This window comes from Trichlorobacter thiogenes (genome assembly GCF_900167465.1).
Classification (GTDB): Bacteria; Desulfobacterota; Desulfuromonadia; order Geobacterales; family Pseudopelobacteraceae; genus Trichlorobacter; species Trichlorobacter thiogenes.
The window spans coordinates 339782-363447 of the sequence record NZ_FUWR01000001.1; the positions used below are offsets into that span (position 1 = coordinate 339782).

At 54.8% G+C, this 23666-nt stretch carries 23 protein-coding genes and 1 tRNA gene; 2 read left to right on the forward strand and 22 right to left on the reverse strand.

Annotated features, from left to right (window positions below; genetic code table 11):
* Positions 1–23 precede the first annotated feature (23 nt).
* The gene (locus B5D39_RS01600) at positions 24–3809 is read left to right on the forward strand and encodes an ATP-binding protein (protein ID WP_078788632.1); all 3786 of its coding nucleotides are present in this window, start codon (positions 24–26) and stop codon (positions 3807–3809) included.
* Between the two features lie 84 nt (positions 3810–3893).
* Here B5D39_RS01600 and B5D39_RS01605 read toward each other — a convergent pair whose 3' ends face one another.
* The 16 genes from B5D39_RS01605 to nadA form a co-directional block, all read right to left on the reverse strand.
* Positions 3894–4943, reverse strand: a complete 1050-nt coding sequence (locus B5D39_RS01605) for a Fic family protein (protein WP_078788633.1) — start codon at positions 4941–4943, stop codon at positions 3894–3896.
* Positions 4944–5129: 186 nt separating this feature from the next.
* Positions 5130–5570, reverse strand: coding sequence for a C-GCAxxG-C-C family protein (locus B5D39_RS01610; RefSeq protein ID WP_078788634.1), 441 nt, complete (start codon positions 5568–5570; stop codon positions 5130–5132).
* Positions 5567–6328: a substrate-binding periplasmic protein gene (locus B5D39_RS01615; RefSeq protein WP_078788635.1), complete on the reverse strand. Its 762-nt coding sequence runs from the start codon at positions 6326–6328 to the stop codon at positions 5567–5569. The genes B5D39_RS01610 and B5D39_RS01615 overlap by 4 nt, the downstream gene beginning before the upstream one ends.
* Positions 6329–6352: 24 nt before the next feature.
* Entirely contained in the window at positions 6353–7762 is a 1410-nt protein-coding gene (locus B5D39_RS01620; protein ID WP_078788636.1) for a sigma-54-dependent transcriptional regulator, read from the reverse strand.
* A 238-nt stretch (positions 7763–8000) separates the two neighbouring features.
* Positions 8001–8774 carry an RDD family protein gene (locus B5D39_RS01625; protein ID WP_078788637.1) on the reverse strand — a complete coding sequence of 258 codons (774 nt, stop codon included), beginning with the start codon at positions 8772–8774 and terminating at the stop codon, positions 8001–8003.
* The gene (locus tag B5D39_RS01630) at positions 8767–9774 is read right to left on the reverse strand and encodes a stage II sporulation protein M (RefSeq protein ID WP_078788638.1); all 1008 of its coding nucleotides are present in this window, start codon (positions 9772–9774) and stop codon (positions 8767–8769) included. The genes B5D39_RS01625 and B5D39_RS01630 overlap by 8 nt, the downstream gene beginning before the upstream one ends.
* Complete coding sequence (locus tag B5D39_RS01635; RefSeq protein WP_078788639.1) at positions 9771–11108, reverse strand: DUF58 domain-containing protein; 1338 nt, start codon at positions 11106–11108, stop codon at positions 9771–9773. Before B5D39_RS01635 ends, B5D39_RS01630 begins: the two co-directional genes overlap by 4 nt.
* Positions 11105–12070 carry an AAA family ATPase gene (locus B5D39_RS01640; RefSeq protein WP_078788640.1) on the reverse strand — a complete coding sequence of 322 codons (966 nt, stop codon included), beginning with the start codon at positions 12068–12070 and terminating at the stop codon, positions 11105–11107. The genes B5D39_RS01635 and B5D39_RS01640 overlap by 4 nt, the downstream gene beginning before the upstream one ends.
* A complete protein-coding gene (locus B5D39_RS01645; RefSeq protein WP_078788641.1) occupies positions 12067–13233 on the reverse strand; it encodes a DUF4350 domain-containing protein in 1167 nt (388 codons plus the stop codon). The genes B5D39_RS01640 and B5D39_RS01645 overlap by 4 nt, the downstream gene beginning before the upstream one ends.
* The gene (locus B5D39_RS01650; RefSeq protein WP_078788642.1) at positions 13217–14857 is read right to left on the reverse strand and encodes a DUF4129 domain-containing protein; all 1641 of its coding nucleotides are present in this window, start codon (positions 14855–14857) and stop codon (positions 13217–13219) included. Before B5D39_RS01650 ends, B5D39_RS01645 begins: the two co-directional genes overlap by 17 nt.
* Positions 14854–15174, reverse strand: coding sequence for a hypothetical protein (locus B5D39_RS01655; protein ID WP_078788643.1), 321 nt, complete (start codon positions 15172–15174; stop codon positions 14854–14856). The genes B5D39_RS01650 and B5D39_RS01655 overlap by 4 nt, the downstream gene beginning before the upstream one ends.
* The gene (locus B5D39_RS01660; protein ID WP_078788644.1) at positions 15171–15722 is read right to left on the reverse strand and encodes a C2 domain-containing protein; all 552 of its coding nucleotides are present in this window, start codon (positions 15720–15722) and stop codon (positions 15171–15173) included. The genes B5D39_RS01655 and B5D39_RS01660 overlap by 4 nt, the downstream gene beginning before the upstream one ends.
* Complete coding sequence (locus B5D39_RS01665; RefSeq protein ID WP_078788645.1) at positions 15719–16318, reverse strand: hypothetical protein; 600 nt, start codon at positions 16316–16318, stop codon at positions 15719–15721. The genes B5D39_RS01660 and B5D39_RS01665 overlap by 4 nt, the downstream gene beginning before the upstream one ends.
* Entirely contained in the window at positions 16318–17205 is an 888-nt protein-coding gene (locus B5D39_RS01670; RefSeq protein WP_078788646.1) for an RDD family protein, read from the reverse strand. Before B5D39_RS01670 ends, B5D39_RS01665 begins: the two co-directional genes overlap by 1 nt.
* Positions 17206–17265: 60 nt before the next feature.
* Complete coding sequence (locus B5D39_RS01675) at positions 17266–18120, reverse strand: deoxyribonuclease IV (RefSeq protein ID WP_078788647.1); 855 nt, start codon at positions 18118–18120, stop codon at positions 17266–17268.
* 2 nt (positions 18121–18122) lie between these two features.
* On the reverse strand, positions 18123–19040 hold the full coding sequence (nadA, locus tag B5D39_RS01680; RefSeq protein WP_078788648.1) for a quinolinate synthase NadA: 918 nt from the start codon (positions 19038–19040) through the stop codon (positions 18123–18125).
* A 61-nt stretch (positions 19041–19101) separates the two neighbouring features.
* On the opposite strand from nadA, the gene B5D39_RS01685 reads away from it, so the two are divergent.
* Positions 19102–19178: transfer RNA gene (locus B5D39_RS01685), tRNA-Pro, on the forward strand.
* A gap of 187 nt (positions 19179–19365) precedes the next feature.
* Here the strand turns inward: B5D39_RS01685 and B5D39_RS01690 are convergent.
* The 6 genes from B5D39_RS01690 to gpmI all read right to left on the reverse strand — a co-directional run bounded on the left by B5D39_RS01690 (position 19366) and on the right by gpmI (position 23664).
* Positions 19366–20049 carry a hypothetical protein gene (locus B5D39_RS01690; RefSeq protein WP_078788649.1) on the reverse strand — a complete coding sequence of 228 codons (684 nt, stop codon included), beginning with the start codon at positions 20047–20049 and terminating at the stop codon, positions 19366–19368.
* A 1-nt stretch (position 20050) separates the two neighbouring features.
* Positions 20051–20431 carry a hypothetical protein gene (locus tag B5D39_RS01695; RefSeq protein ID WP_078788650.1) on the reverse strand — a complete coding sequence of 127 codons (381 nt, stop codon included), beginning with the start codon at positions 20429–20431 and terminating at the stop codon, positions 20051–20053.
* Between the two features lie 171 nt (positions 20432–20602).
* A complete protein-coding gene (rpmA, locus tag B5D39_RS01700) occupies positions 20603–20857 on the reverse strand; it encodes a 50S ribosomal protein L27 (protein WP_078788651.1) in 255 nt (84 codons plus the stop codon).
* A gap of 33 nt (positions 20858–20890) precedes the next feature.
* Complete coding sequence (rplU, locus tag B5D39_RS01705; RefSeq protein WP_078788652.1) at positions 20891–21199, reverse strand: 50S ribosomal protein L21; 309 nt, start codon at positions 21197–21199, stop codon at positions 20891–20893.
* A gap of 279 nt (positions 21200–21478) precedes the next feature.
* Complete coding sequence (locus tag B5D39_RS01710) at positions 21479–22135, reverse strand: fumarylacetoacetate hydrolase family protein (protein ID WP_078788653.1); 657 nt, start codon at positions 22133–22135, stop codon at positions 21479–21481.
* Complete coding sequence (gpmI, locus tag B5D39_RS01715; protein ID WP_078788654.1) at positions 22132–23664, reverse strand: 2,3-bisphosphoglycerate-independent phosphoglycerate mutase; 1533 nt, start codon at positions 23662–23664, stop codon at positions 22132–22134. The genes B5D39_RS01710 and gpmI overlap by 4 nt, the downstream gene beginning before the upstream one ends.
* Between the last annotated feature and the right edge of the window lie 2 nt (positions 23665–23666).

Here is a 23666-nt window from a genome sequence, read left to right on the forward strand (position 1 = left end):
AGTAGCTAGAGGAGTTTACAACGATGTCAAAGGTCAACCAGATTCAACAGGCCCTTCTTGAGCTAGATGGGGGACAGTTCCAGAAGCTGGCAGACGCATATCTCGTCGGTAGAGGCGTTGGACGTGTTAACTCCATCGGCTCTGTTGTGGCTGCGAATAAGGTAAAGGTCGGTACACCTGACGCTCTTTTTGCGACACCAAATGGTACCTACATCTTTGCTGAGTACACCACGCAACAGGTTGGCCTGCTGGCTAAGATGAAGGGAGACCTCAGCAAGTGCTTTGATGAAAGCAAGACTGGGATCCCTATCGACAAGATCGAACGAGTCATTTTTTGTTTCACTGGAAGGCTTGGCACCGGAGAGGAGAACGAGCTGGCTGAAGAGTGCCAGAAGAAGGGTGTAAATCTTGATCTATTCGGGATTGATGCTCTCGCTTTTGACCTGTACAGCAAATATCCCGGCCTTGCACTTGACTTCCTGGGAGTCCAGATAGATACCGGCCAGATCGTGCCACCCGAGCAGTTCATAACTATTTACAACAAAGGCAAGCTGGCGACTCGACTCGATCTCGGTTTTCACTTTCGGGAAGAGGAGCTTAGCAAATTGCTTAATGCGCTTGAGACAGAAAAACTGGTGATTGTCTCAGGGCGGGCCGGAGTTGGGAAATCGCGATTAGTGTTAGAACTATTCAGGAGGTTTACGGATGCTCACCCTGAGTATGAAATGTTCTGTATTTTTGGACGCAATCGCGATTTATGGGAAGACCTCCAAACCCACTTCAGGAGACCGGGCAAATTTCTCATACTCGTTGATGACGCAAACAGGGTGAGCAAATTCGACTATATCGTCGACATAATCTTGTATCAGCGCGAAGATCAGCAGATTAAGGTGGTCGTCACTGTTCGTGACTACGCGCTTGCAAAAGTCCTAGACGCAGCGCGTCCTTTGGGTGGTTGTGCTGAGGAGGAAATCGGGCCTTTTGCCGATGATCAGATCAAAGGGCTTATCACTGACGAATATGATATTCACAACTACCATTATTTAAATCGTATCGCTGACATCGCACAAGGCAATCCAAGATTGGCAGTCATGGCTGCTGAAGTTGCAAAGTCTGAGTCATTGAGCAGTATCTCCGATGTGTCTGGACTCTACGACAGTTACTTTTCTTCAATCCGAGATGATCTAAAAGGTGAGGGTGCCGACTTACGAAGTACTGACCTTTTGAAAGTATCCGGCATCGTTTCCTTTTTCAAAGCAGTGGACCGCACAAACGAAGAGATGATGTGTACGGTCGAGAAAGCTTTCGGCATCCCCCGACTTGCCTTCTGGGAAGCGGCTGATCGCCTTCATGACCTGGAGGTGCTCAACATGCACGAGGATGAGGTTGTTCGTGTTTCCGATCAAGTTCTCGGGACCTACCTCTTCTATTTAGCTGTCTTCAAAGAACGTGCTATTGATTTTAGTGTCATCCTAGAGCATTTTTTTCCAAGGCTGAGACAACGGTTGATTGATTCGATCAACCCAGTTCTCAACGCTTTCGACAGCACGTACATCATCAATGAAATGCGTCCACACATCGAGGTGTTATATGCCAAGCTGGAGGAGGAGAGGGATACGCAGGGAATTCTGCATCTACTTGACGTTTTTTGGTTTGTAAAACGTACCGATACATTACTCTGGGCTCAGGAGATGATTGAGGAGTTGGAGATTGAGACGGTGGATGTTGTTGACGTCTCTTTCAAAAAAAGCTCTGAGGCGGTGTCTTCGCCTTCAATTTTAAGCATTCTCCGGCCGTTTGCCTGCTCCTATGTAGAAGAGGCCCGGATTGCGCTTGACCTCATTATCCGCTATGCAATCAAAAGGGCAAAAGAGATTCCGCTTATACTCCGGGTGATTACCGAAGACTATGGTTTCATGCCGGAATCCTATCTAAGGAAGTTCGAAATCCAGCGCGGCGTTATTGATGTGCTCTCTGCCCATGTCAAAGACGGGAATCCATTTGTTTCGCGGCTATTTATGTCTATCGCTCTCGATTTTCTTGGTACCCACTTCAGTAATCACAAAGCGAAAGATAGGCGGACCATTGCTTTTTGCCAATTTGACTTACATGCTACGCCGGAACTGGTTTCCCTGCGTAAGGCGATCTGGGTGACACTGGCAAGTCTTTACATGGATTTAGATCTACAGAAAGATGTGATGCGGTTGATTGCACGCTATTGCTCTGATCGTTACAGGTTAAGAGACAGTGACTTCGTGGAGAGTGATGCGAAGGAGGTACTTCCTTTCCTTGAGTCAGTCCTCACCCCAGAAAACTATCGACACTGCATCATACTAAACGACGTCCTTGACTTACTTGAACGGCACAAGATTAAGATCCCGGAAGGATTACGAGAGCGATTCTGTAACAACACCTATCAAGTTGCCAGAACACTCCTGGAAGAGTATTTCGACCAAAAAATTGATGAGAGGTTATCTTACGAAGAATTCTGGCAGCAGAAGCAGGCCAAATTGGAGCAGTTGACGGCTGGCTACACTTTTGACGATTACGCACTTTTTTTTGATCACTGCATGGTCATACAAGAGGCACTGACCGAGAAACAAAACACCTACCAATTTGCCCTTGCAGTAGAAAATACACTCTGCCCGCTGGCAGAGCGAGACAGTGATCTATATGAGCTGGTGTTGGAATATTACCTCAGACTTCAAGAGCCAATAAGGCTTCCCGGCTACCAGCTTGTAAAGAAGCTTTATGATATTAGAGGTTTTGACGGCACCATTAGACTTCTGTCTGGGCCGGAGTACCCGACAAAACAACGATGGCTTTTCTATCTCCATGAGGTCCTTCCGGAAGAAGCTGTGGACAATGAAAAGCTTGCTCACCTCTACAACCTCTACACAACAATAAATCTTTCAGATCTCCCTTATGGATTCGACTATCTCGTCAAATATCTCCCACTCGATTCGCGGATCGTCGCAAAGGTTGTAAGTACAATCATAGCAAAGCTGGCCAAACAGCCAGAATTTGTGGGAATTCTAGAACCATTATTCAATCCGCATATGGAAGTGGGCAAAAAGATACTTGAGGTGTTTGCACATGATCATCAGCTGCTTAAAGAGACCTATCTAGCCGTGGAGGCGGGTAACCGCCATAGTGACTACAACGGCAAGCTGTTTTCCCATCTTCTCGACATCGACCTAGCGTTTGCCGAAGAGTATGTGACCTGGAAATACAAGATATCTGGGAAGGGATGGTTAAGTAGCCACGATGACAGCAGGGATTACACTTTCATTTGGGAACGTACGGATCATCAAGAAGTTATTAATCTATTATTAAATGCCGTATATGAACATGAAAAGGATAGCTACATTTCAATCGATCCCTATCTCTTGGCATTTTTTAGGCTCAGAGAGGGGAGTAGCGATATGAGCATAGACATTAAGAAGAGGCAGGATGACTGTCTACTCCGGATCATCGCAGAAAGAAACAAGGATATCAATATCATGCGCTATCTCTTCGGAGTCATTTCGGAGTTCTTGCCTGAGAGAAGGCTGGTCTTCGTTGAGCAGTTCGTTCAGCAAAACAAGAGCTTTGATGCCTTTGAAGGTCTCCCTTTGGAGCCAAATTCGTGGAGTAGCAATGGTAGCTGGGTGCCAGTACTCCAGGGACGTGTGAATTTCTGGGAGTCATTGCTGCCTATGTTGAACACTGTAGAACTCCTTCGGCACAAGCAGTATGTTGAGCGCCACATTAATGACTTGCACGCTAATATTGAGAGAGAGAAGAAAAAAGATTTTATGGAGGACTAGTAGAGACTACCCCAGCAGGAATTTTAGGGACAGCAGACCTATTAACGGAGGCGGCCAATCGGCCGCCTCCGTTATACCGCCATCTTATCTCCCCACCGAGTACCACGTTCCCTTACCCGAGCCATGTTGTTCCAAATATCCCTGCTGAACCAGTTGGCGCAGGTGCAGCTTGACCGTGTTGCGATTGGCGGACAGGAGGGTTACGGCATCGGCAATGGTGATCCTGCCTCGCTCCCTAGCGATGGTCAGCATATTTTCCTCCAGCGGCGCCAGCTTCTCCAGCAACTGTTCTTGCTCGATCTTGCCGAGCAGGATCTCTTTCTGCTTTTTCAGGCTGGTCAGGAAGAAACGCAGCCAGTCATCCAGATTTTCCTCTTCGCTTCGAATCAACTTCTGTGATGCCCGCAGTGCCCGGTAATAACCATCCTTGTTTTCCTCTACGATCCGTTCCAGCGAACTGTACGGCACATGGCGGTAGCCGCTTTGCAGGAGCAGCAGCGTGGTCAGGACACGGGAAAGGCGGCCATTGCCGTCCTGGAACGGGTGGATGGCCAGAAAGTGGACGACAAACGCTCCGATCACCAGTAGCGGATGTAGCTCTTTCTCCCGCAGGGCGAACATTGTTCCGCTGACCAGTTCAGCCATCAGTCGCGGCGTGTCAAAAGGGGACGCTGTCTCAAAAACAACGCCGATGCTTTTGCCATCGGCATCAAAGGCCTCCACGTTGTTAGGCAGGGTCTTGTACTCTCCCCGGTGGGCACTATCTTTGCTGCTGTACTTCAGGGTAATGCCGTGGAGCTGTTTGATGTGGTTCTCGGTAAAGGGGATATGCTTCCATGCATCATGGATCGTATTCATCGCCTCGGCGTAACCGGCTACTTCCTCTTCATCACGGGAGCGGAACGATTGCATTTCCAGATTCGCTAGTAGCGTTTCAACCTGAAAATCAGACAGTCTGGATCCTTCAATTCTGGTGGATGAGCCAACGGATTCAATGGTTGCCACACGTTTAAGCGAACCGAGCTTGTCAGGAGCCAGCCGGCCAAGCAGTTCCCAGCGTCCCTTGAATTCATCGAGTTCGGCGATAAGATTCAGTATCTGGGTAGTAATGGTAATTGAAGATGTTTTGATCATAGGTTTGTGCTCCCACCCAAAACAATACCCTTAAATACCCACAAACGCAATCAGGATTACCCATAAATATACCCGAAAACACCCGCATGAACACCTGATACAGAAAAGGGGACAGGTTGAATTCTAAAAATGCGCCTGTCCGCTAAGGTTCTAGAATGATCAACAAAACTAACGACCTCCATATCTTTATGCTGTTTTTAGCAGATAGCCATGCTCCTGCAAAATATCATACAGCATCCCCGCTGCTTCGGCGGTCAGGCTGCGGCAGGCTGTTCTGGTGTCGTCAGTGCTGAAACTGTCACGAAGGGTCTGGCAGATGCTGGCGTCGAAACGTGCTATGAATCGCTCCCGGTAGGCAGCGCTGATCCGGTAGGCCGTTTCTCTGCCCTGTTCCGGGGTTGTCCTGCCGCAAAGCAGGCCGATGGCAAGCACACCGCCGGTCAATGCGCCGCATGCCTCCTGTCGGGAACCAGCCAGACCGCCGCCAAAGCCGGTCGCCATCCGGCAGGCGATCTCAGTTTGCTCAGGACAAAACAGTTGGGTGATGGCTGATGCCACGGATTCAGCGCAATGCAGGCCGGACTCTGAGTGGGCAAGCGCCAGTTGTTTGACCTGTATACGACTCATGGATGTATACTCCTTTGTTGAGCTTCCCAAAGAATCTTTTCAACATCGATTGTGGCGGCAATAGCCTCCAGGTGGGCCATTACTTTGGGGGCGTCTGGATAATTCTTTGCAAGTACCAGATATACATCCTGTCTCGACAGAACTTCCCAGAGAATTCCCGGTATGGGCGTGGTCGCAAGAACTTCAGAAGCCGGTCCAACATAATCAATCACGTAATCTGCACGTTGCACCGCCAGCATTCTGAATGCTGCAGTAGGGGTCTGCACGACATTGTTGGTGATCCGATTGCGTTTGTCGTCAAAGAATCTGAAGAGGCTACCATAGCTGTAGCCGTGGATGGTAATGATGTTCTTGCCAGCCAGATCGTTAAGGCTCTTGATCGGTGCCTTGCCATCAAGGTGATACACCCGGATTTGCAAAACTGTCACGGGTTTGCGACTAAGTAAGCAACATTCCTGTAAGGCCGGAGATTTAACCAGCATGGAAAACTGCGCCGTACCGTCCTGCAGGCTCTTAAACATCCTCGCGGCTGGATAGCTGCGGCTATGCCAGGGAATGTTAGCTTTGCTGAACAGTTTGTCTGCCACACACAGTAACGGGTTGAGCGGTTCACCTGTCTTGGCGGTGCGAGTCGTCCAGACAGATTGTTCGGGGGATACATACTCGATAAAGGCTGGCGATTTTAGAGGTGTATCATCAGCACCCCAAGTCGGAACAGTCATAGCCACCAATAGAAGCGTACTGAGCAGCTTTTTCATCTGAGCTACCTCTCATCTCTATTTTTACAGGTCACGTTGCTTCAACCGTTTAGAGAGGGCCGGCTGCGAGATCCCCAGCAGGCGGGCTGCAATGGTCTGGTTGCCGTTGCTGCGCTGCATCGCCTCATTGACCAACAGCTCGGCTGCCTCGCTGAAGGTCGGTAGCCGTTCGCAGCAGAGAAACGGGTTGCGTCGTTCCGGGGCGGCTGTTGTCGGAGTGGCTGCCTGGGGGCCAATGGCGTTGATGAAGCGTTCCATAGAGAGTACACCGCCAGTGTGCAGACTGACCGCATCATAGACCAGCGCCTTCAGCTCCCGTACATTACCGGGAAAGGAGTAGGTGGCCAGCAACTGGGCCAGTTCCCGCGGGGCAGTTGGTTTTTTCTTGCCCAACGCCTGGGCCGCCTCAGCCAGAAAGTGTTCCAGCAACAGCGGGATGTCGCAGCGCCGGTCCCGCAGGGCTGGAATCCGTACCTGATGGGTCTTCAGGCGGTAGTAGAGATCACGCCGGAACTGGCCTGATGCCTCTTTAGTTGCCAGATCAGCATGGGTGGCCACGATCACCCGAGCCCGTAAACGCTTGGGGCGATCACTGCCCAGCGGGTAGTATTCACCTTCCTGCAGCAGCCGCAGCAGCTTGACCTGCGAGGCGATGGAGAGATCACCGATTTCGTCCAGAAACAGGGTGCCGTCGCTGGCCTCTTCGATCATCCCTTTGCGGGGTTGGTCAGCACCGGTGTAGGCGCCGCGCTGGTGGCCAAAAAGGGTGTCGCTGAAGACGGTGTCATCCAATCCGGCCACGTTGACCGCCACCAGCGGTCCCTTGCAGCCGGAGGCAGCATGGGCAGCCCGTGCCAGCAGTTCCTTGCCAGTGCCACTTTCGCCAGTAATCAAGAGCGGTTGGGGGCTTTTAGCAACTGCTTCGATATAGGCGAACTGGGTCAGCATGGCTGGATCACCAGTGACAAACGGGCTGAACAGTTCCGGTCTGCGCAGACCTCCGCTTAGCAGGCGGCTATGCATCTCCCGGTTTTCCCGCTCCAGCTCCAGCAACCTGATCGCCCGCAGCACCCCGCCGGTCAGGCGATCCTCTTCCACGGTCTTGACAAAGTAGTCAAAGGCTCCTTTTTTGATGCAGTTAACCGCTGTTTCCACCTGATTCAGGCCACTGATCACGATGCAGGTGATTTCAGGGTGCTGCTCAGCGATCAGGGTCAGCAGCTTTTCACCTGAGAGGTGGGGCATGGTCAGGTCCAGCAGCACCAGGCCAAACCCGCCCCCGGCCAGTATCTCCATGACTTGGCGGCTGTCAGCACAGCTGCGGATATTGGTGATGCCTGCAGAACGTTCAAGGGTCAGGGATACAGAGCGCAGCCAGGCCGGTTCATCATCCACCAGCAGGATGCCAAAGGAGGGGAAAAGGGGTTCAGACATGTGCAGACTCCTTTATAGAGAACCGATGAAAGGCCATGATGACAGAACGCAGATTCTACGGATTTACGGAGATCTTTAAACCTTAAGACGACAGTTACTCATGTGGTGCCGTAGAGTACGCGGAGAAAATCGGTGTGTTACGAAAACGGAAGGAGTAGCCCGACGTGTTTGCCCATAAATACGGTAACTACTTGATGTTAACCTTTGCGTCTCCGCCTCTTGCGTGAGTAATGCTGTTTCAGGACTGCCGCCCGCGCTGTTCAAACAGCAGTTCCACCACATTGCGGACATAGCGTTCATCGGAAACCCCGTCCACCGCTTCGCCGGGGAAGGCCACCTGGCTGCGGAACAGGGCTGCCAGTTCACGGAACAGCTCCAGCCGGGCAGCCGGGTCAAGTTCTTCCCGCCGGATCAGGGCCCGCAGGGCAATCGCCCCTTCTTCACGGCTGACCTTCTGCCGCAGTCGGGCCACCAGATGGGGATAGGCCGCCAGTGAGTTAAACTTCTCTGTGCCAAGCTGTTCCAGATCAGGCAGTTGCACCTTGGGGGTACGGATCACGATGGTTCCGGCAGCCAGATCACCCAGACGCTGGCATTTGCGGCTGGTCAGGCTGGCAATCCCCCCCACCAGATAGAGCGCGGGCAGAGAATCAACGATCCGCAGCAGGTTTCTGATCACCACCTGACTGAACTGTAGTTTTAAGCCTTGTTCATCCATGACTCGCAGATGCAGCAGGCGCTTGCCCACGGTCTGCCCCTGCCAGTACCATTCACAGCCGATGCCGTAGCCGATGGAGATCACAAAACCGGACAGGATCGTCAGGGCCATAAAGATATCCTGGCTGATCAGCGCAAACAGCCTTAAGACCGTACTGATGGTGGTGGTTGCGACCGTGATACAACTAAAGTCCACCAGCAGCGCCAGCAGACGACTGGTGGGACCGGCCAGTAGCAGGGAGAAGCGGATCCCCTCCGGGGTGCGAATCTGCAGGGTAGTGGTCTGTTCAGCCACGCTTAGCCACCTTCCCGCCCCGGCCTGAACGGCCCAGAAACAGCACCAGCAGGCACAATTCAACCACGCCAAAGGCGATCTTGACACTGTAGGGCAGCACCGGTTCGTGATACTGGGAGAAAAATGCCTCCACAATACCTGCCCAGACCAGCATCAGCCCTACCCCGCCGATCAGGGTGGTCAGATCAGCCCAGACCTTCCGCATCCGGGCCACCAGGGTCAGGCCGCTGCCCTTGCCGATCAGGGTCGTTGCCAGCACCAGACCGGCCTGCCCGGCGATCAGGATGGCCGGTATCTCAATCACCCCATGGGGCAGCAGCCAGCCAGCCAGAAAAATCCCCTGTCCGGCAGCAAGGTAATCCAGCACCACCGCCCCCAGGATTACGCCGTTGTAGAACAGCAGGATGATGGTCCCCACCCCCCAGGTCATGCCGGTGGCCATGCAGGCGATGGAAACCTGGGTGTTGTGGGTCATCAGGCTGCTGGAAAAGGTTGCCTTGTGACCGGCCAGCCGCTTGCCCGCCTCCTGCTCTTCCTTGGCCACCCGCTCTGTTGGTGAGCCATGCAGATGATCAAAGGGCAGCAGCATCCCCTTTTCTTCCGGCGCCACCATCAGGATGGCTGCGCCAAAAATCGCGCCAACAATGGTGATCAGTACGGCCAGTTGGAACTGGCGGATATGGCGCCTGAAGGTTTGAGGGAAGCTCTCCAGCAACCAGGTACGGGGCACCAGACGGTGGGCATTGTCTCTGGTTGAGTGGATCTCGCCATAGGCCCGGGCCACCAGACTTTCCAGATAGCGACGGAACTCAAGCGGCGCTGCCAGACCATCAAGCCGGGCCAGACCGGCGCTGGCCCGCTGGTAGAGGTAGTGAAAACGGGCAGCCCCCTCAACCCCCAGCCTGCAGGCCGGATCGTTCTCAACCCGTTTGAGCAACCGCTCCAGTTCATCCCAGAACGGCTTTTCTGTTGCCGTAAAACGTTCCAGATCGATGATCATAGCAGTTGTTTCCGTTTCACATCCAGATAATGGGAGACCAGATCAGCAGACAGCCGCTCATCCTTCACCAGCAACAGCCTGATCCCCTGCAGACGCAGCTTCTGCTGCAGCTCCCGCAACTGATGCCAGGTCAGGTGTCCGGCCAGATGGCGATACAGTTCATCGCTGCTGCGCAACCTGGCATCGCTGAACAGCGGGGCAGCGGTGGATGGTTGCGGCATGGCAACACAGATCAGATGGCGGCGGGACAGAATCCGGATGGCCCGGACAAACTCCTCGGCCAGGGCCGGTTCATCCAGCGGCGCAATAAAGATCAGCAGGGCTCGCCGACGCAGGCGGGCAGCCATGAAGGTGGCCAGTTCACCAAAGGAGGGGCTGTCCTCACCGGGCTGAACGGTGTAGAGCAGGTCGCGGCAGTGGCCAAAGTGGGTCTTACCGGTCTTGGCCCGCACAAAGCCCTGTACCCGACTGCCAAAGGCCGCCACCCCAAACAGGTCTCCCTGCCGCTGGGCCACGGAGCCCAGAATCAGGGCGGTACGCACCGCCTGCTCCAGAAACGGCTCACTACCCCCTTCAGCGGTGGGCACCGGCCTGCCGCTCAGACGGGAGCTATCAATCAGCAGGTAAACCTCTTGGGTCCGTTCAATCTGGTACTCTTTGGTGATCAGCTGACGACGTTTGGCAGTGGCCTTCCAGTGGATATCCGCCAGACTGTCGCCGGTCTGATACTGGCGCAGACGGTCAAACTCCCTGCCTTGGCCACGTTGGCGCTGGGCCTGCAGCTGCCGGTCATTGCGTTCCAGAAACAGGCTTGCCAGACGGCGGCGTTCTGCCCGTAGATTGGGATAGACCCGCAGTTCTGTGGCGACCTGATGACGGGTCTGCAACCTCCAGAGGCGAAAAGGGGAACCTATCCGCAGGGCGCATTCTGTTACCTGAAACCTGCCCCGTTGGCTGCCGGTCAGGGGCCAGTCCAGACAGACCGCATCCCCTCCCTTGGTCAGCTTCAGCCGGGTTTCCCGGAAAGGGGAGCTAAAGCTGGTGGGCAGGCCCAACCCCACCTGCAGATCAAAACCAGCCTGATTAATGGCCCGGATGGTGATCCCCAGTTGGCCTGATCGGCCACAGATCAGCGACAGACGCGGGGGAGCCGTCACGGTCAGCTGGTTACGGTAACGGAACAGAGCCAACAGATCAGCCAGCGCAACAATCCCCACCAGTGGCGGCACAAAGAGCAGCAGCGGCCGGAACTGGGGGGTAACCGCATACAGCAGGGCAGCCGGAATCAGGGTGGCGGCAATAAGCCGCAGTATGGCCGGGGCCGGGATGATCACCGGGGAACCGTGACCTCCTGCAGGATCGAGCCGATCACCTCGCCGGGCGTCAGTCCCTCAATCTCGTAATCAGGCTGCAGAATCAGGCGATGCTCCAGTACCGGCAAGGCCATCATCTTGATATCGTCCGGGGTGATGAAGTCACGACCTGCCACGGCAGCAGCAGCCCGGGCAGCCAGGATCAGCGATTGTGAGGCGCGGGGGCCGCCCCCCAACAGTACGGCATGGTGGCTGCGGGTGGCTCGCACCACCTCCAGGGCATAGGCGGCAATCTCATCCTGCACCACCAGCGTCATCAGGGCCTGGCGCAGGGTCACCAGATCATCGGCGCTGATCACGCAGCGGACCGTATCACCGGCCAGCACCGTCTCCGGCGCATCGTTCCCCAGGGTGCGGCGCACCAGGGCCAGCTCCTCTTCACGGGTCGGTGGCGGCATGGTGATCTTCAGCATGAAGCGGTCCTTCTGAGCCTCCGGCAGCGGGTAGGTACCTTCAAACTCCACCGGGTTCTGGGTGGCAAAGACCGTAAAACTGGCAGGCAGGCTGTAGCTCTTGCGGTCAATGGTCACCAGCCGTTCCTGCATGGCCTGCAGCAGGGCAGACTGGGTCTTGGACGGGGCGCGGTTGATCTCATCGGCCAGCAGGAAGTTGCAGAAGATCGGGCCTGGGTTCAGCACGAACTCGTTTTCCTTCATGTTGAAGATGTTGGAGCCGGTGATGTCGGTGGGCATCAGGTCCGGGGTAAACTGGATCCGGGAAAAACGGCCGCCCACCACCTTGGCCAGGGTGCGCACCAGCAGGGTCTTGCCGATCCCCGGCACCCCTTCAATCAGGGCATGCTGCCCGGTCAAAAGCGCCACCAGCACCCGGTCAATCACCTCATGCTGGCCGATGATCACCTTGCCCAACTCACCCTTTAGCGCCTGTACCACTGCGATCAACTGTTGCAACCCCTGGTTCATCGTCTCATCCTCTCTGCCCGCAGCCGGGCAATCCGCTGATAGCGTGCCACCGGATCATCCTGCGCAGTCATTGCATCGTGTAGTTCTTTACGTAACCCGGCATCCTGCTCCAACTCACGTTTAAAGCTCTTTTGCCATTCCTGACAGCAGACCTTCAGCAGCTGATTGACCGGAATGTTCCGTTGCAGCAGGCTCACCAGACCACTGAAACTGTCGTGGGTCACCCCAACGGCCCGATCATCGGAACCTGGGCCTGCAGCAGAGATCAGGGGGATTGACTGCTGCCAGATATACAGCCCTGCCAGCAGCAACAGCACCCCAATAAGTGGCAGCAGGCCAAAACGGCGGGCCAGCGCCATGATGCCCCCCTGCTCACTCACCCCGAGATGGTATTCATCAAAGATAATTCTGCGGTGTTCCCCCATCAGCCAGACCAGCAGCGCTGCCTGGCGATCTGCCTTGAGTGCCTCGTTGCTGAAGAGCGAACTGTCTGACACCAGCACCAGACTGCCGCTGCCGATACTGCGCTCCAGCAGTACCGCCTTCCCATCAACGGCATAGATGGTGCGCCAGCCGGTTGGCGGCGGCTGCAGGGTCAGACGTGACAACAGGCGGATCTCTGCTGGCAGGGCCAATCCCGGCTCAACAAGGGTCGCCTTGACCAGCGTCTTGTCAGGGGCTTCTGCTGCGGGAAGATAACCTGTGCTGATCCCCCATGCGGTATCCGCTGCTTTAACCGGCTTTGGTGGCTTTGGACCAACAGGTTTTGCTGCAGGTGCAGATGTACACGCCGGTGCTGTGGTAACCGGATTAAAGGCAACCACCACCCGATTGCCTGCCGCAACCAGCTGATCCAGCTCGGCAATCTCTTTCTTGTCAGCAGTAGCCAGTTCGTGGTGACTATTGCCCAGCAGCAGGATCGTGCTTGCGGTTACCTTCTGGTGGGCAAGGGAGCGATAATTACGCTGTAGCTTAACCCTACCGGTGCGCTCCAGGGCCTGGTACAGCGCCATGCTTCCCTGGGGATCACTGCGCAGGGATGAACCTGCCGGAAAGATATCCCCGGCTTCAAAACGCAAGGCAAAGAGCTGGTAGAGGGAGGCAGCCGCCAGAACCAGCAACAGGCAGAAGGTGAGGATCAGCAGTTTACTGCGTGCGGACATCGCTGGTGATCCTCCGGTGGTTATCTAGGTAGCTGCGGACCGTCTCGTCATCCGGCAGGTGCATACCGTACCAGGCTGCCTCAAAGATCCGCAGGTTCAGAGAAAACGCCTCGCTTAACCGGGGCATGGCATGGCTGAAGCGCAACAGCTCCCGCTCGTAATCGTGGTTGGTCTTGCAGCGGGCGATGCTCACCAGCTTTGCATCGGCCAAGGCAGCCAGTGTGGCCAGGTACAGCGCCCGCAGCCCCAGACGCAGCTCTCCTTTTTCCAGCAGCTCACGGGCCAGGGCCAACCAGCGTTCTTCGGTCAGCTCACTGGCAATAACCGATTCATCGTGGAGATCAGGCGTCACCTGCAGGGTGTGCATCGGCAGTTCTGCTTCCGGTTTAGGGGTGCGACGCAGCCGACGCCAGGCAAAGATGGCCCCAAAGCAAAGCAGCAACGCCAGCAGGACGTACATCAGCAGCAGTGCAATATCTGAAAAATTACCGCCCCAGTTAGGTTTTGCCCCGGAAAATGACGGCTTGGGCAGTTTTTTATACAGCCATTTGATGACATCGCCAATCCAGCTTCCCACCGTACCGGCGGTATCCTGGACCCAGGTAATGATGGACTGCATGAAACCGGGCAGTTCTCTCTTTTCCAGCTGGTGGTGTTCACGTGGCAGACGCCAGGCAAAACGCGGGTCCTTGATCACCTGCTCAACTGCCCGATCAAGCTGGGCTGCGCGTTGCTGCAGCTGTTGTTGCGGTTCAACAACCGGCGAAGCAGCGTGGGCAGGCAGAGAGACACAGGTTAGAAGGCTGAAAGAGAGAAGAAGCACCAGCAGGGTTGCCCGGCCTGAAACCGTCTGTATCTGGGCCCGCAGATCAGCGCCGCTGGACAGAGATTCCCCATAGTGGCAGCGCAGCACGTAGCAGGCCTTGATCAGTGGATCAAGACAGAGCTGGGTGATGACGGCGATCGCAGCCCAAAAGGTTGAGTTAAGCAGCATCTGGTTACTGCGGGTAAAGATGGTCTCAATCCCGAACAGGCTCTTGAGCAGACGGGGCAGGAAGTAGACACCAACCGCAATATTGGCAAACAGCACAAGAAAAACAAGTGATAACAGCGCCAGCAGCAAGTGGTTTTGACCGGGCCAGAGCAGGGCCAGCCGACGTGCCTTACGTTGCACGGTGCGCCAATCCGGTCCGCCCAATACGGTAATGTTCTGAAAAAAGGCATAACACCAGCCAAACGGCAGGGTTATCAGCCCAGCCAGCGGCAGGATGATAAAACCCCACGGCTGCAGGCCGCCCTGCACCATGACACTACCGGTAAGGGAAGGCAGCTCGGCAGCCCCCCCCAGTTGCATCAGCAGACGACCTGAAAAGCGGCTTTGCCAGACCTTCATCCAAATAAACAGGATCGACAGGGCCAGCGCACCTCCGGCCAGCCGCAGGTCTGCATCGGCACTGCGGCTCATATCAGCCCAAAACCAGAGCAGCACCAGCATAAACGGCAGGGTGCCCAGATAATAGCTGGCCAGGGTATCCAGCGGAGTCTGGCGCAGCAGGGCGGTGGCCTGTTCCAGCAGTTCCACAGCCCCGATCCCTTTTTCAAGACTCTTGGGACGCAGGATCATGGGTGTTCCTCAAACAAACGCCAGATATGACCTTCATGAAATGACGAGGGGATCAGCAGCAGGCCGCGGCCTGCCATGAAAAAGCAGAACCAGAGAATCAACAAACCGATCCCAAGCTGCATAACGCCGGTTAGAATGCTGCGGAAACGGAAAGAACGGGCTGTATCGGCCGGTCGCCCCAGGCAGCGGGCACAGGTCATTCTGCCAGCATGTTCCGTGACACATTCACGGCAGAAAAAATTGCCGCATTGGGCACAGCGGGCCACTGCCTCGCGGTTTGCATGGTTAAAACAGCGCTGAACCTTCAGACTGCTCATGGGGTTGGTGACGGTGCCGGGGTGGAGGGTGCGCCTGTCCGTTGGTTGTCATAACGGGACAGCAGTTCACTACGCAGCATACTGCCCTGCTGGGCAGCGACCAGAGGCCGCAGTTCCTGAATCAGGCGGGTTACCTTACGGGTTCGCTGCAGGGCAGGGATATCGACCAGCCCCAGCGGGGTCAGCAGATTGGTCTTGCAGGTGGGACCTTTGAGCAGATTGACCAGAAAAACGATCAGAAACGGCGTACCTACAATAAAAAGTGCAATGGTGCCGCCTGAAAAAATATCGTTGGTATTCAGGATAACGATCCCGCACAGACCAACGACAATCCCCAGCAAGATATTAAGCAGCATCCAGGTCTTGGTGCGCTGTGACACGATCCCTTTCAGGTCTTTCAGGTAAATCCGCACATAATCTTCGGTATACCCGGTGGATTTAACTGACAGCAGATGGTCATCACCCAACCAAAGCGAACAACGCATGATCATGGCAATGCTACCACGGGCTATACGGCGGTATTTGATCGGTTGGGCCGGGCTGGTCATGAGTTCCACTTCTGAAACAGGAATACACCCAGCGCAGCCCAGCCAATTATTTGCAGCACTGAAAACAGCAGCGCCAGAATAATCCGTATCCTGGTGCGGGGCAGGATACTGGAAGGTTTGCGCCAGGCAGTTACAGCAAGATACAAGGCGATCGGCGCGGTGATTAGGGTTACGGGCCAGATCAAGAGCGGTAACAGGGTTGTGTTCAGGGCAATGCTGTCATGCAGGGTTCGCTTGGTGACCAGTTCAGAAAGCTGTTCATTCTGGCGGCCCTGCTCCAGGCAGACCGGACAGAGGCAGCGTCCAGCCAGATCAATCTCACAGAGACTGCAGATAAAACGGCCGCAACTACTGCAGATTTTAACCGCCTGCTTGTCCGGGTGATAAAAGCAGCTTGCCTCCCCCTCTGCCACCTGCAGACCGACACTGCCACCTTCATGCAGTGGTCGCAGAATAGCCGGAAACAGTTCAACCTGCAGCTGCCTTGAACAGTGCGGACAGTGGATTGATTCACCACTGTTGCAAAGTGCTGCCGGTAACGGTGTATGGCAGGAGCTGCACAGCAGAGGGAAAAGCGAACGTTCACCAGAGGTCATTACTTGAAAACCACCCTGGTGTTACAGATCCGGTCGTGCAAGGTACGTTTTTCATCATCAAAGGCAGCCATAATATAGCCGATCGCCATGATCATACCGCTCAGCATCTCAGCAAAATAACGTCCCACCGCACGGCCAGCGCTGATCTTGTCACCATCAGCAGTGACCACCTTCAGACCACAGGCCATCTTGCCGGGAGTTGCCTGATGATTTCCACTCAGAAAGTAGATGTTGTAGGCAATACCAACTCCAACCTGGATACACACATTCATAATGGCTGCCACAATTGCCATCTGTGGGGAGTTGTTTGAGGCGATCAGAAAGGTTGTTGCCATGGTGGTGGCAAAGTTTACGACCCAGAGGATAATACCGTCGATCATTTTAGCACCGAAGCGGATCCAGAAACCGGCATAGCGCAGATCGCCGGTATTTCCCATCCCCATGGCCAGCATCTGCACGTAGGTCGGCTTGCAGGAGGCGCAGACCAGCTTATCGCCAAAGCGGACCATCTGGCTTTGGGCAAAACGCCCCTTGCAGACAGCGCAGTTGCCGGAGCTTCTGTCTTCAGCTGCAGCAACAGACGGAGGAAGTGTAATGGCTCCATTGCCCGCTGCTGACTGGCGGTTGCGGGCTGCCTCGCAGGCGTTGCAAAGTCCGCCGCTGCCTTCGATAATCCCGCCACAGGCCGGGCAGGGCCGTAGTGGAGCCGGTTCAGCTGCCAGCGCTGGCGGCACCGGGATTACGGGCGGGGCAACAGCTGCTGATTCCAGTGGAGGGAGCGGGAAACTTTGCTTGCAGCGGGGGCAGTTGATACTGGTTGCACCGACAGGTCGTTTTGAATCGTCCAGCTGGCCGCTGGCGCCGCAGTGGGGGCAGGTAATCGTCATGCTCACCTCATGAGGGATAGTAAAAACACCGTAATTGTTATAGCGCGGTTTTCAGGATTGTCAAACTTCTGGTAAGCTTCTCAGCAGAGCCAGATTGACCTGGTCCATGGCATCGTCATCCCCCTTGGGGGTTTCCAGTATCTTCGGAATGGCAACAAAACGGGGGTCGTTCATGATGAAACGAAACGGCTCCAGCCCCAAGGTGCCCTGACCGATATGCTCATGGCGGTCCACTCGGCTGCCCAGCCCTTTTTTGGAATCATTGAAGTGAAAACAGTGCAGCCGCTCAATCCCCAGCAGCCGATCAAACTGCGCCATGACATCTGCGTACCCTTCCGGTGTGGCGGTGTTGTAACCGGCAGCAAAGGTGTGGCAGGTATCAAAGCAGACTCCAAAGCGATCTGGATACTTTGAACCGTTGATGATGGTCTGCAGCTCTTCAAAGGTGCGCCCCAGGTTGGTGCCCTGTCCGGCAGTGGTCTCCAGCAGTATCAGTCCTTCATACTCAGGGGTCTGTTCAAACAGCTGATCAAAGGCACTGATCACCCGCTCTAGCCCGACCTCAGGTGAATCGGTGGTGTGGGAACCGGGGTGCATCACGATCTTGTTGATCCCCAGCCTGGCACAGGTGGCCATTTCATCGCCAAAGGCGATCAGGCTCTTGTCGCGGGTATCCCCTTCCGGGGCTGCCAGATTGATCAGGTAGATGTCGTGAGAGATGACCTCATGCAGGCCAGAGGCAGCAAAGCTGCTGCGGAACAGGTCCGCATCCTTGTCGCTGATCGGCTTGCCTTTCCACTGGTTGGAGGAGCGGGTAAAGATCTGCAGGGTACCGCAACCGGCAGCAACGGCCCGCTCAATCGACTTATGCAGGCCACCGGAGATGGACATATGGGCGCCAAGATAATCAGGCATGGTTAATCCCTCGGTACAGCAAGCATTTTATCCAGCGCAGCCTGGGCCTTAAGCCTGACCTCTTCGCTCACGGTCACGGTCGGCTGCATGGTCTGCAGCGCCAGCAGGATATCCTCCAGAGAGGTCAGCTTCATGTTGGGGCAGATCAGGGCTGGCGAGGCCAGGATAAATTCTTTGTCCGGGCTATCCTCCCGCAGCTTGAAGAGAATCCCGGCTTCGGTGCCGATGATGAACTTTTTGGTCGTACTCTTAGCACAGTAGCTATACATGCCGCTGGTGGAGCAGACATGGTCAGCCAGGGCTGAGACCTCGGGGGCGCATTCCGGGTGGCAGATGAACAGGGCGTCAGGATGGGCGGCCTTGATCTCCTGTACCCTGTCAGCGGTCAGCCGCTCATGGGTAGGGCAGTAGCCTTCCCAGTAGATAAACTCCTTGTCCGGCAGCTGTTTGGCGATCCAGCGTCCCAGGTTGCGGTCCGGCGCAAAGATCAGCTTCTGCTCTTTCAGAGACCGCACCACCGAGACCGCATTGGCTGAGGTACAGCAGATATCTGACTCTGCCTTGACCGCTGCCGACGAGTTGACATAGGTCACCACCGGCAGGCCGGGGTGCTGAGCCTTCAATGCCTGCAGACCGGAAACATCCACCATATCAGCCATGGGACAACCGGCATCGGCCCGTGGCAGCAACACTTTTTTACCGGGCGAAAGAATTGCGGCAGATTCAGCCATAAAATGCACACCGCAAAAGACAATCACGTCGGCAGCGGTCTTGGCGGCCTCCATGGAAAGCTGCAGTGAATCGCCGGTGATGTCGGCAATGGCCTGCACCTCGTCACGCATGTAGTTGTGGGCCAGCAAAACGGCATTGCGCTCCTTGAGCAGGTGCCGGATTTCAGTACGGATATCAGCGGTGGACATGTCCCCTCCAGTGCGACTTGCTGTTGACAAGCGCAAGCATAAAAAGTTATATATTTTTCTTCGGGATGTAGCGCAGCCTGGTAGCGCACCTGCTTCGGGAGTAGGGGGTCGCTAGTTCGAATCTAGTCATCCCGACCAGAAAAATTAGGGGGTTACGCCTAAAGGCGTGACCCTTTTCTGTTTTAAGCCCTTACACACCTAATTCCAGGCAACCGATGAACATTTTTAACAAAGTCCTGAAGCAAATACAATGCCTCATCAAGCATTACGGCCCCATGCTGGTGCAGGGGGCCGTAATGTTGTGACGATATATAGCTACAATCAGCTACTTGGCCGCGGGTGGTGTTGTCGTTTGCGGTGTTTGAGCTGCTGCTGCCGGTGCAGTTGAAGCCTTTTTTAATGCCTCAATCTGGGCAGCCAGGGCGGCTTTTTCATCAGCAAGCACTAGGTTCTGCGTCTCCAGCTTTTTCTTCTCTGCAGCAACCTGCTCAAGTTGCGCAGAAAGCTTTGCCTGATCAGCCTTTATGGTGGTCAACTCTTTGGAAGCGGTCTCACACTTCTGCAGATCCTGACGCAGCTTGTCTTCGCTCTGCTTACGCTCTTCAAGTTGCTTAACCCTGGCCTTCATCAGAGTCAGCTGTTTATCAACCGCAGCAGTTTCCTCTCCAGCACGACCTGTGGCAGCCCGTGAACCAGTTAGAACCAGCGCCATATCTACCATCTGCAGGTTATGGGCAATCTCCTGTTCTGCTTCCGGCTTAAGCCCGCCAAGCCCCATCCACTGCCGCCCCTTATCATAGCCCTGCTCTGCCTTTTTTAAGGAGGCACGTGCCTTGTCTATTTCCGTCAAGGCCTGGGGATAATTGCCTACCTTGGCTGCAAGTTCTTCAATACCGGTCTTTGCCGCAGCAATTTTTGCAGGATAATCAATCTTATCTGCTGCAAAGGCTAAAGATCCGCTGCAGATGACACTCACCATAATGAGAACGAACAGATACATTCGTGTCATATCACTTCCCTCCTGTCTGCAACAACTGATCAAACTGAGCCTCAAGTTTTTTCAATTCTGCTCTCCGCAGCACTAACTGTTCAGCTGCCTCCATCTCGGCCCCCTTGGCCTCGGCAATGGTCAGCTGAAGATCCACCAGTTCTGCTTTTTGCAGCGCAAGCGGACCGTTTTTTGCGGCGATTGCCGCTTTTACTGCACCAAGCGTCTCCTGGGCCGTAGCAAGTTGGCTTTTTGAATAATCAGCAGCCTTACCTGCGCTAATTTTTGCAATCCGCTCAGTCAATGGCTGTAACCTGTCAGAAGCATCTTTCAGTTCATCAGCAAACCCGCTGCCTGCCGTAAAAACCAGCAGACAGAATAGTCCTGCTATCAGACGTTTCATACTATAGTACCCCCTTTGGTAACGTTAGCGTGCAACCGCAAGCTGTTGCTACCCTATACACCCGGAACCGCATCCGGTCAAATCAGCGGCCTTGATTTACCCCGGACTGCGGGCACAAAAAAACCCGACGGTAATAACCGTCGGGTTTTAAAAACAGGGTGTGGCTCAGAATCAGGAAGGATAGACAGAAACCTTCTTACGATCACGGCCCATACGCTCAAACTTGACAACCCCTTCAATCAGAGCGAACAGCGTATGGTCTCTACCACAACCAACATTGTTGCCTGGATGAATCTGGGTACCACGTTGACGATAGATGATATTGCCAGCCAGAACTGACTCGCCACCAAATTTTTTACAACCAAGTCGTTGACCGTCAGAATCGCGGCCGTTACGTGAACTACCACCAGCTTTTTTATGTGCCATGGTTCTTTCTCCTCAAAAAATAATCGTAAGCGCTTAGGCGCTAATCTTCTCAATCTTCAGTACCGTGTGGTACTGGCGGTGTCCGATCAGCTTGCGGCTGTTCTTACGGCGCTTTGACTTGAAGACCAGAATCTTCTTGTCACGGTCTTGCACAACAACCTTGGCAGTTACTGATGCACCAGCCACCAGGGGAGCTCCAACCTTAACGGCATCGCCGCCAATCATCAGAACCTCTGCCAACTCAATCGTGTCACCCACGACGTTGTCCAGTTTTTCAACCTTCAGGAAATCGCCTTCAGCGACCTTGTATTGCTTGCCACCCGTCTTAATTACAGCATACATAGTTTGGTACCACCTGTTCGTATTTTACAGAGTTGTGGACTATAGTTAAAGGATTCCACTACGTCAAGCACTTTTTCTGATGAGCAAATAAAAATCTCGAATAATCTGCAACTACGAGCAGCTACAACTCTGCTGATCCTTATGGTACGAAAGCCGCACCCCGCACTTCTGGCACCGCCAGAAGAGACCGCCTCAGCCAGGTAGCAGGATCATCTTCCCTTTGCATTCCGGGCATTCTTTTTCATTTTGCATCTGCGACTCCTTTTCCAGGTATAAAAGCTATGCAACCGTCACGCAAACACTACCCACTCCGGCAATGCTGGCCTCCATCCGGTCTCCGGCCTGTACCCGGCCAACCCCGGCAGGGGTGCCGGTCAGGATCACGTCCCCTTCTTCCAAGGTAAAGATGCCGGACAGATAGCTGATGATCCTGGCCACGCTGTTGATCATCAGTCCGGTTGAGCCGTTCTGACGCTGCTCACCATTCAAGGCCAGACAGATGGTCAGGTTTTGCGGATCAGCCACCTTGTCAGCCGGTACAAAATCAGACAGCGGGCAGGAGGTATCAAACCCCTTGGCGATCTCCCAAGGCAGCCCCTTTTTCTTCAGATTGTCCTGCACATCCCGCAGGGTCATATCAATTGCCACACCATAGCCTGCCACATGGGCAAGCGCGTCAGCTTCAGCAATATCCTTACCTTCCGAGCCGATCAGCACCGCCAGCTCTGCCTCATAGTGACAGTCACTGCTGTAAGCCGGAATCACCACTGCCTCGCCGTTACCTATTATCGCCGTGGATGGCTTCATAAAAATTATTGGCGCAGAAGGGGCCTCATTGCCCAGCTCTTTGATATGATCCACATAGTTGCGGCCAATACAGAGGATCTTGCCGACGATATATTCGTTGTCTATTGCCGGGATTGATACGGTTTTCATAGCAGGCTCTCTCCGGTCATCTCTTGAGGCTGTTGCATCCCCAGCAGTTTCAGCATGGTTGGTGCGATGTCGGCCAGCTTGCCGCCCTCTTTCAGCGTAGCCCCCTTGCGGGCATCATCCACCAGAATCAGCCAGACCGGGTTGCAGGTGTGGGCGGTGTACGGTTCGCCGTTTTCATCAGCCATCTGTTCTGCATTGCCGTGATCAGCGGTAATCAGCACGCTACCACCCAGCTGACGGACTTTTTCCACCACCTTGCCAGCACAGGCATCCACCGCCTCTACGGCACGGATCGCTGCTGGCAGAATACCGGTATGGCCAACCATGTCGCAGTTGGCAAAGTTAAGGATAATCACATCATAAAAATCCTGATCCAGCCGTTTAACCAGCTCATCAGCCACCAGGTAGGCGCTCATCTCCGGCTTCTGGTCGTAGGTGGCCACCTCTTTAGGGGAAGGGATCAGGGCACGATCCTCATCGCTAAACGGGGCCTCGACACCACCGTTAAAGAAGAAGGTGACATGGGCGTATTTTTCGGTTTCGGCAATCCGCAACTGCTTCAGACCCGCCTCTGCCAGTACGCCCCCCAGCAGGTTGGTCAGCTCTTGCTGCGCATAGGCGATCGGCAGACCAAAGGTGGCATCATATTCGGTCATGCAGACATAGCCGGAGAGCTTCGGTACCCGCTGGCGCTGAAAACCGTCAAACTGCTCAAAGGTCAGGCTACGGGTGATCTCGCGGGCGCGGTCTGAACGGAAGTTAAAAAAGATAATCCCATCACCGTCATTGACGGTACCTACCGGAGTACCATCCGCACAGATCACACAGGGCAGCACAAATTCATCATGCACACCAGCCCCGTAGCTGGACTGAATCGCCTCTGCTGATGAGGCGCGACATGTCCCCTGGCCCAGCACCATGGCGTTATAGGCCTGTTCAACCCGTTCCCAGCGGTTGTCCCGATCCATGGCATAGTAGCGTCCCATCACCGTGGCAACCTTGCCACAACCGATCGTACCCAGCTCTGCCTCAAGCTCTTCAAGATAACCGGCTCCACTCTGGGGCGGTGTATCCCTGCCATCCAGCAGGCAGTGGATGAATACGTCCGTCAGCCCCTGTTGCTTGGCCAGCTTGACCAGGGCATACAGGTGGGTGTTGTGGGAGTGTACCCCGCCATCGGACAGCAGCCCTGCCAGGTGCAGGCGTCCACGGCTGGCCTTAACCTTGGCAATACAGTCCAGCAGGATCGGATTGGTGAAAAAATCGCCATCATCAATGGACTTGGTGATCCGGGTGAAATCCTGATAGACAACCCGACCGGCCCCCAGGTTGAGGTGCCCCACCTCGGAATTGCCCATCTGGCCTTCCGGCAGCCCCACTGCCATGCCGGAGGTCTTAATCTGCACATGGGGAAATTCCTGCAGGTATCCAGCAAGATTAGGGGCCTTGGCCATGGCAACGGCGTTGCTGTCAGGACAGGGGTTGATACCCCAGCCATCCAGAATCATCAGCATTAACGGTTTTTTCATAT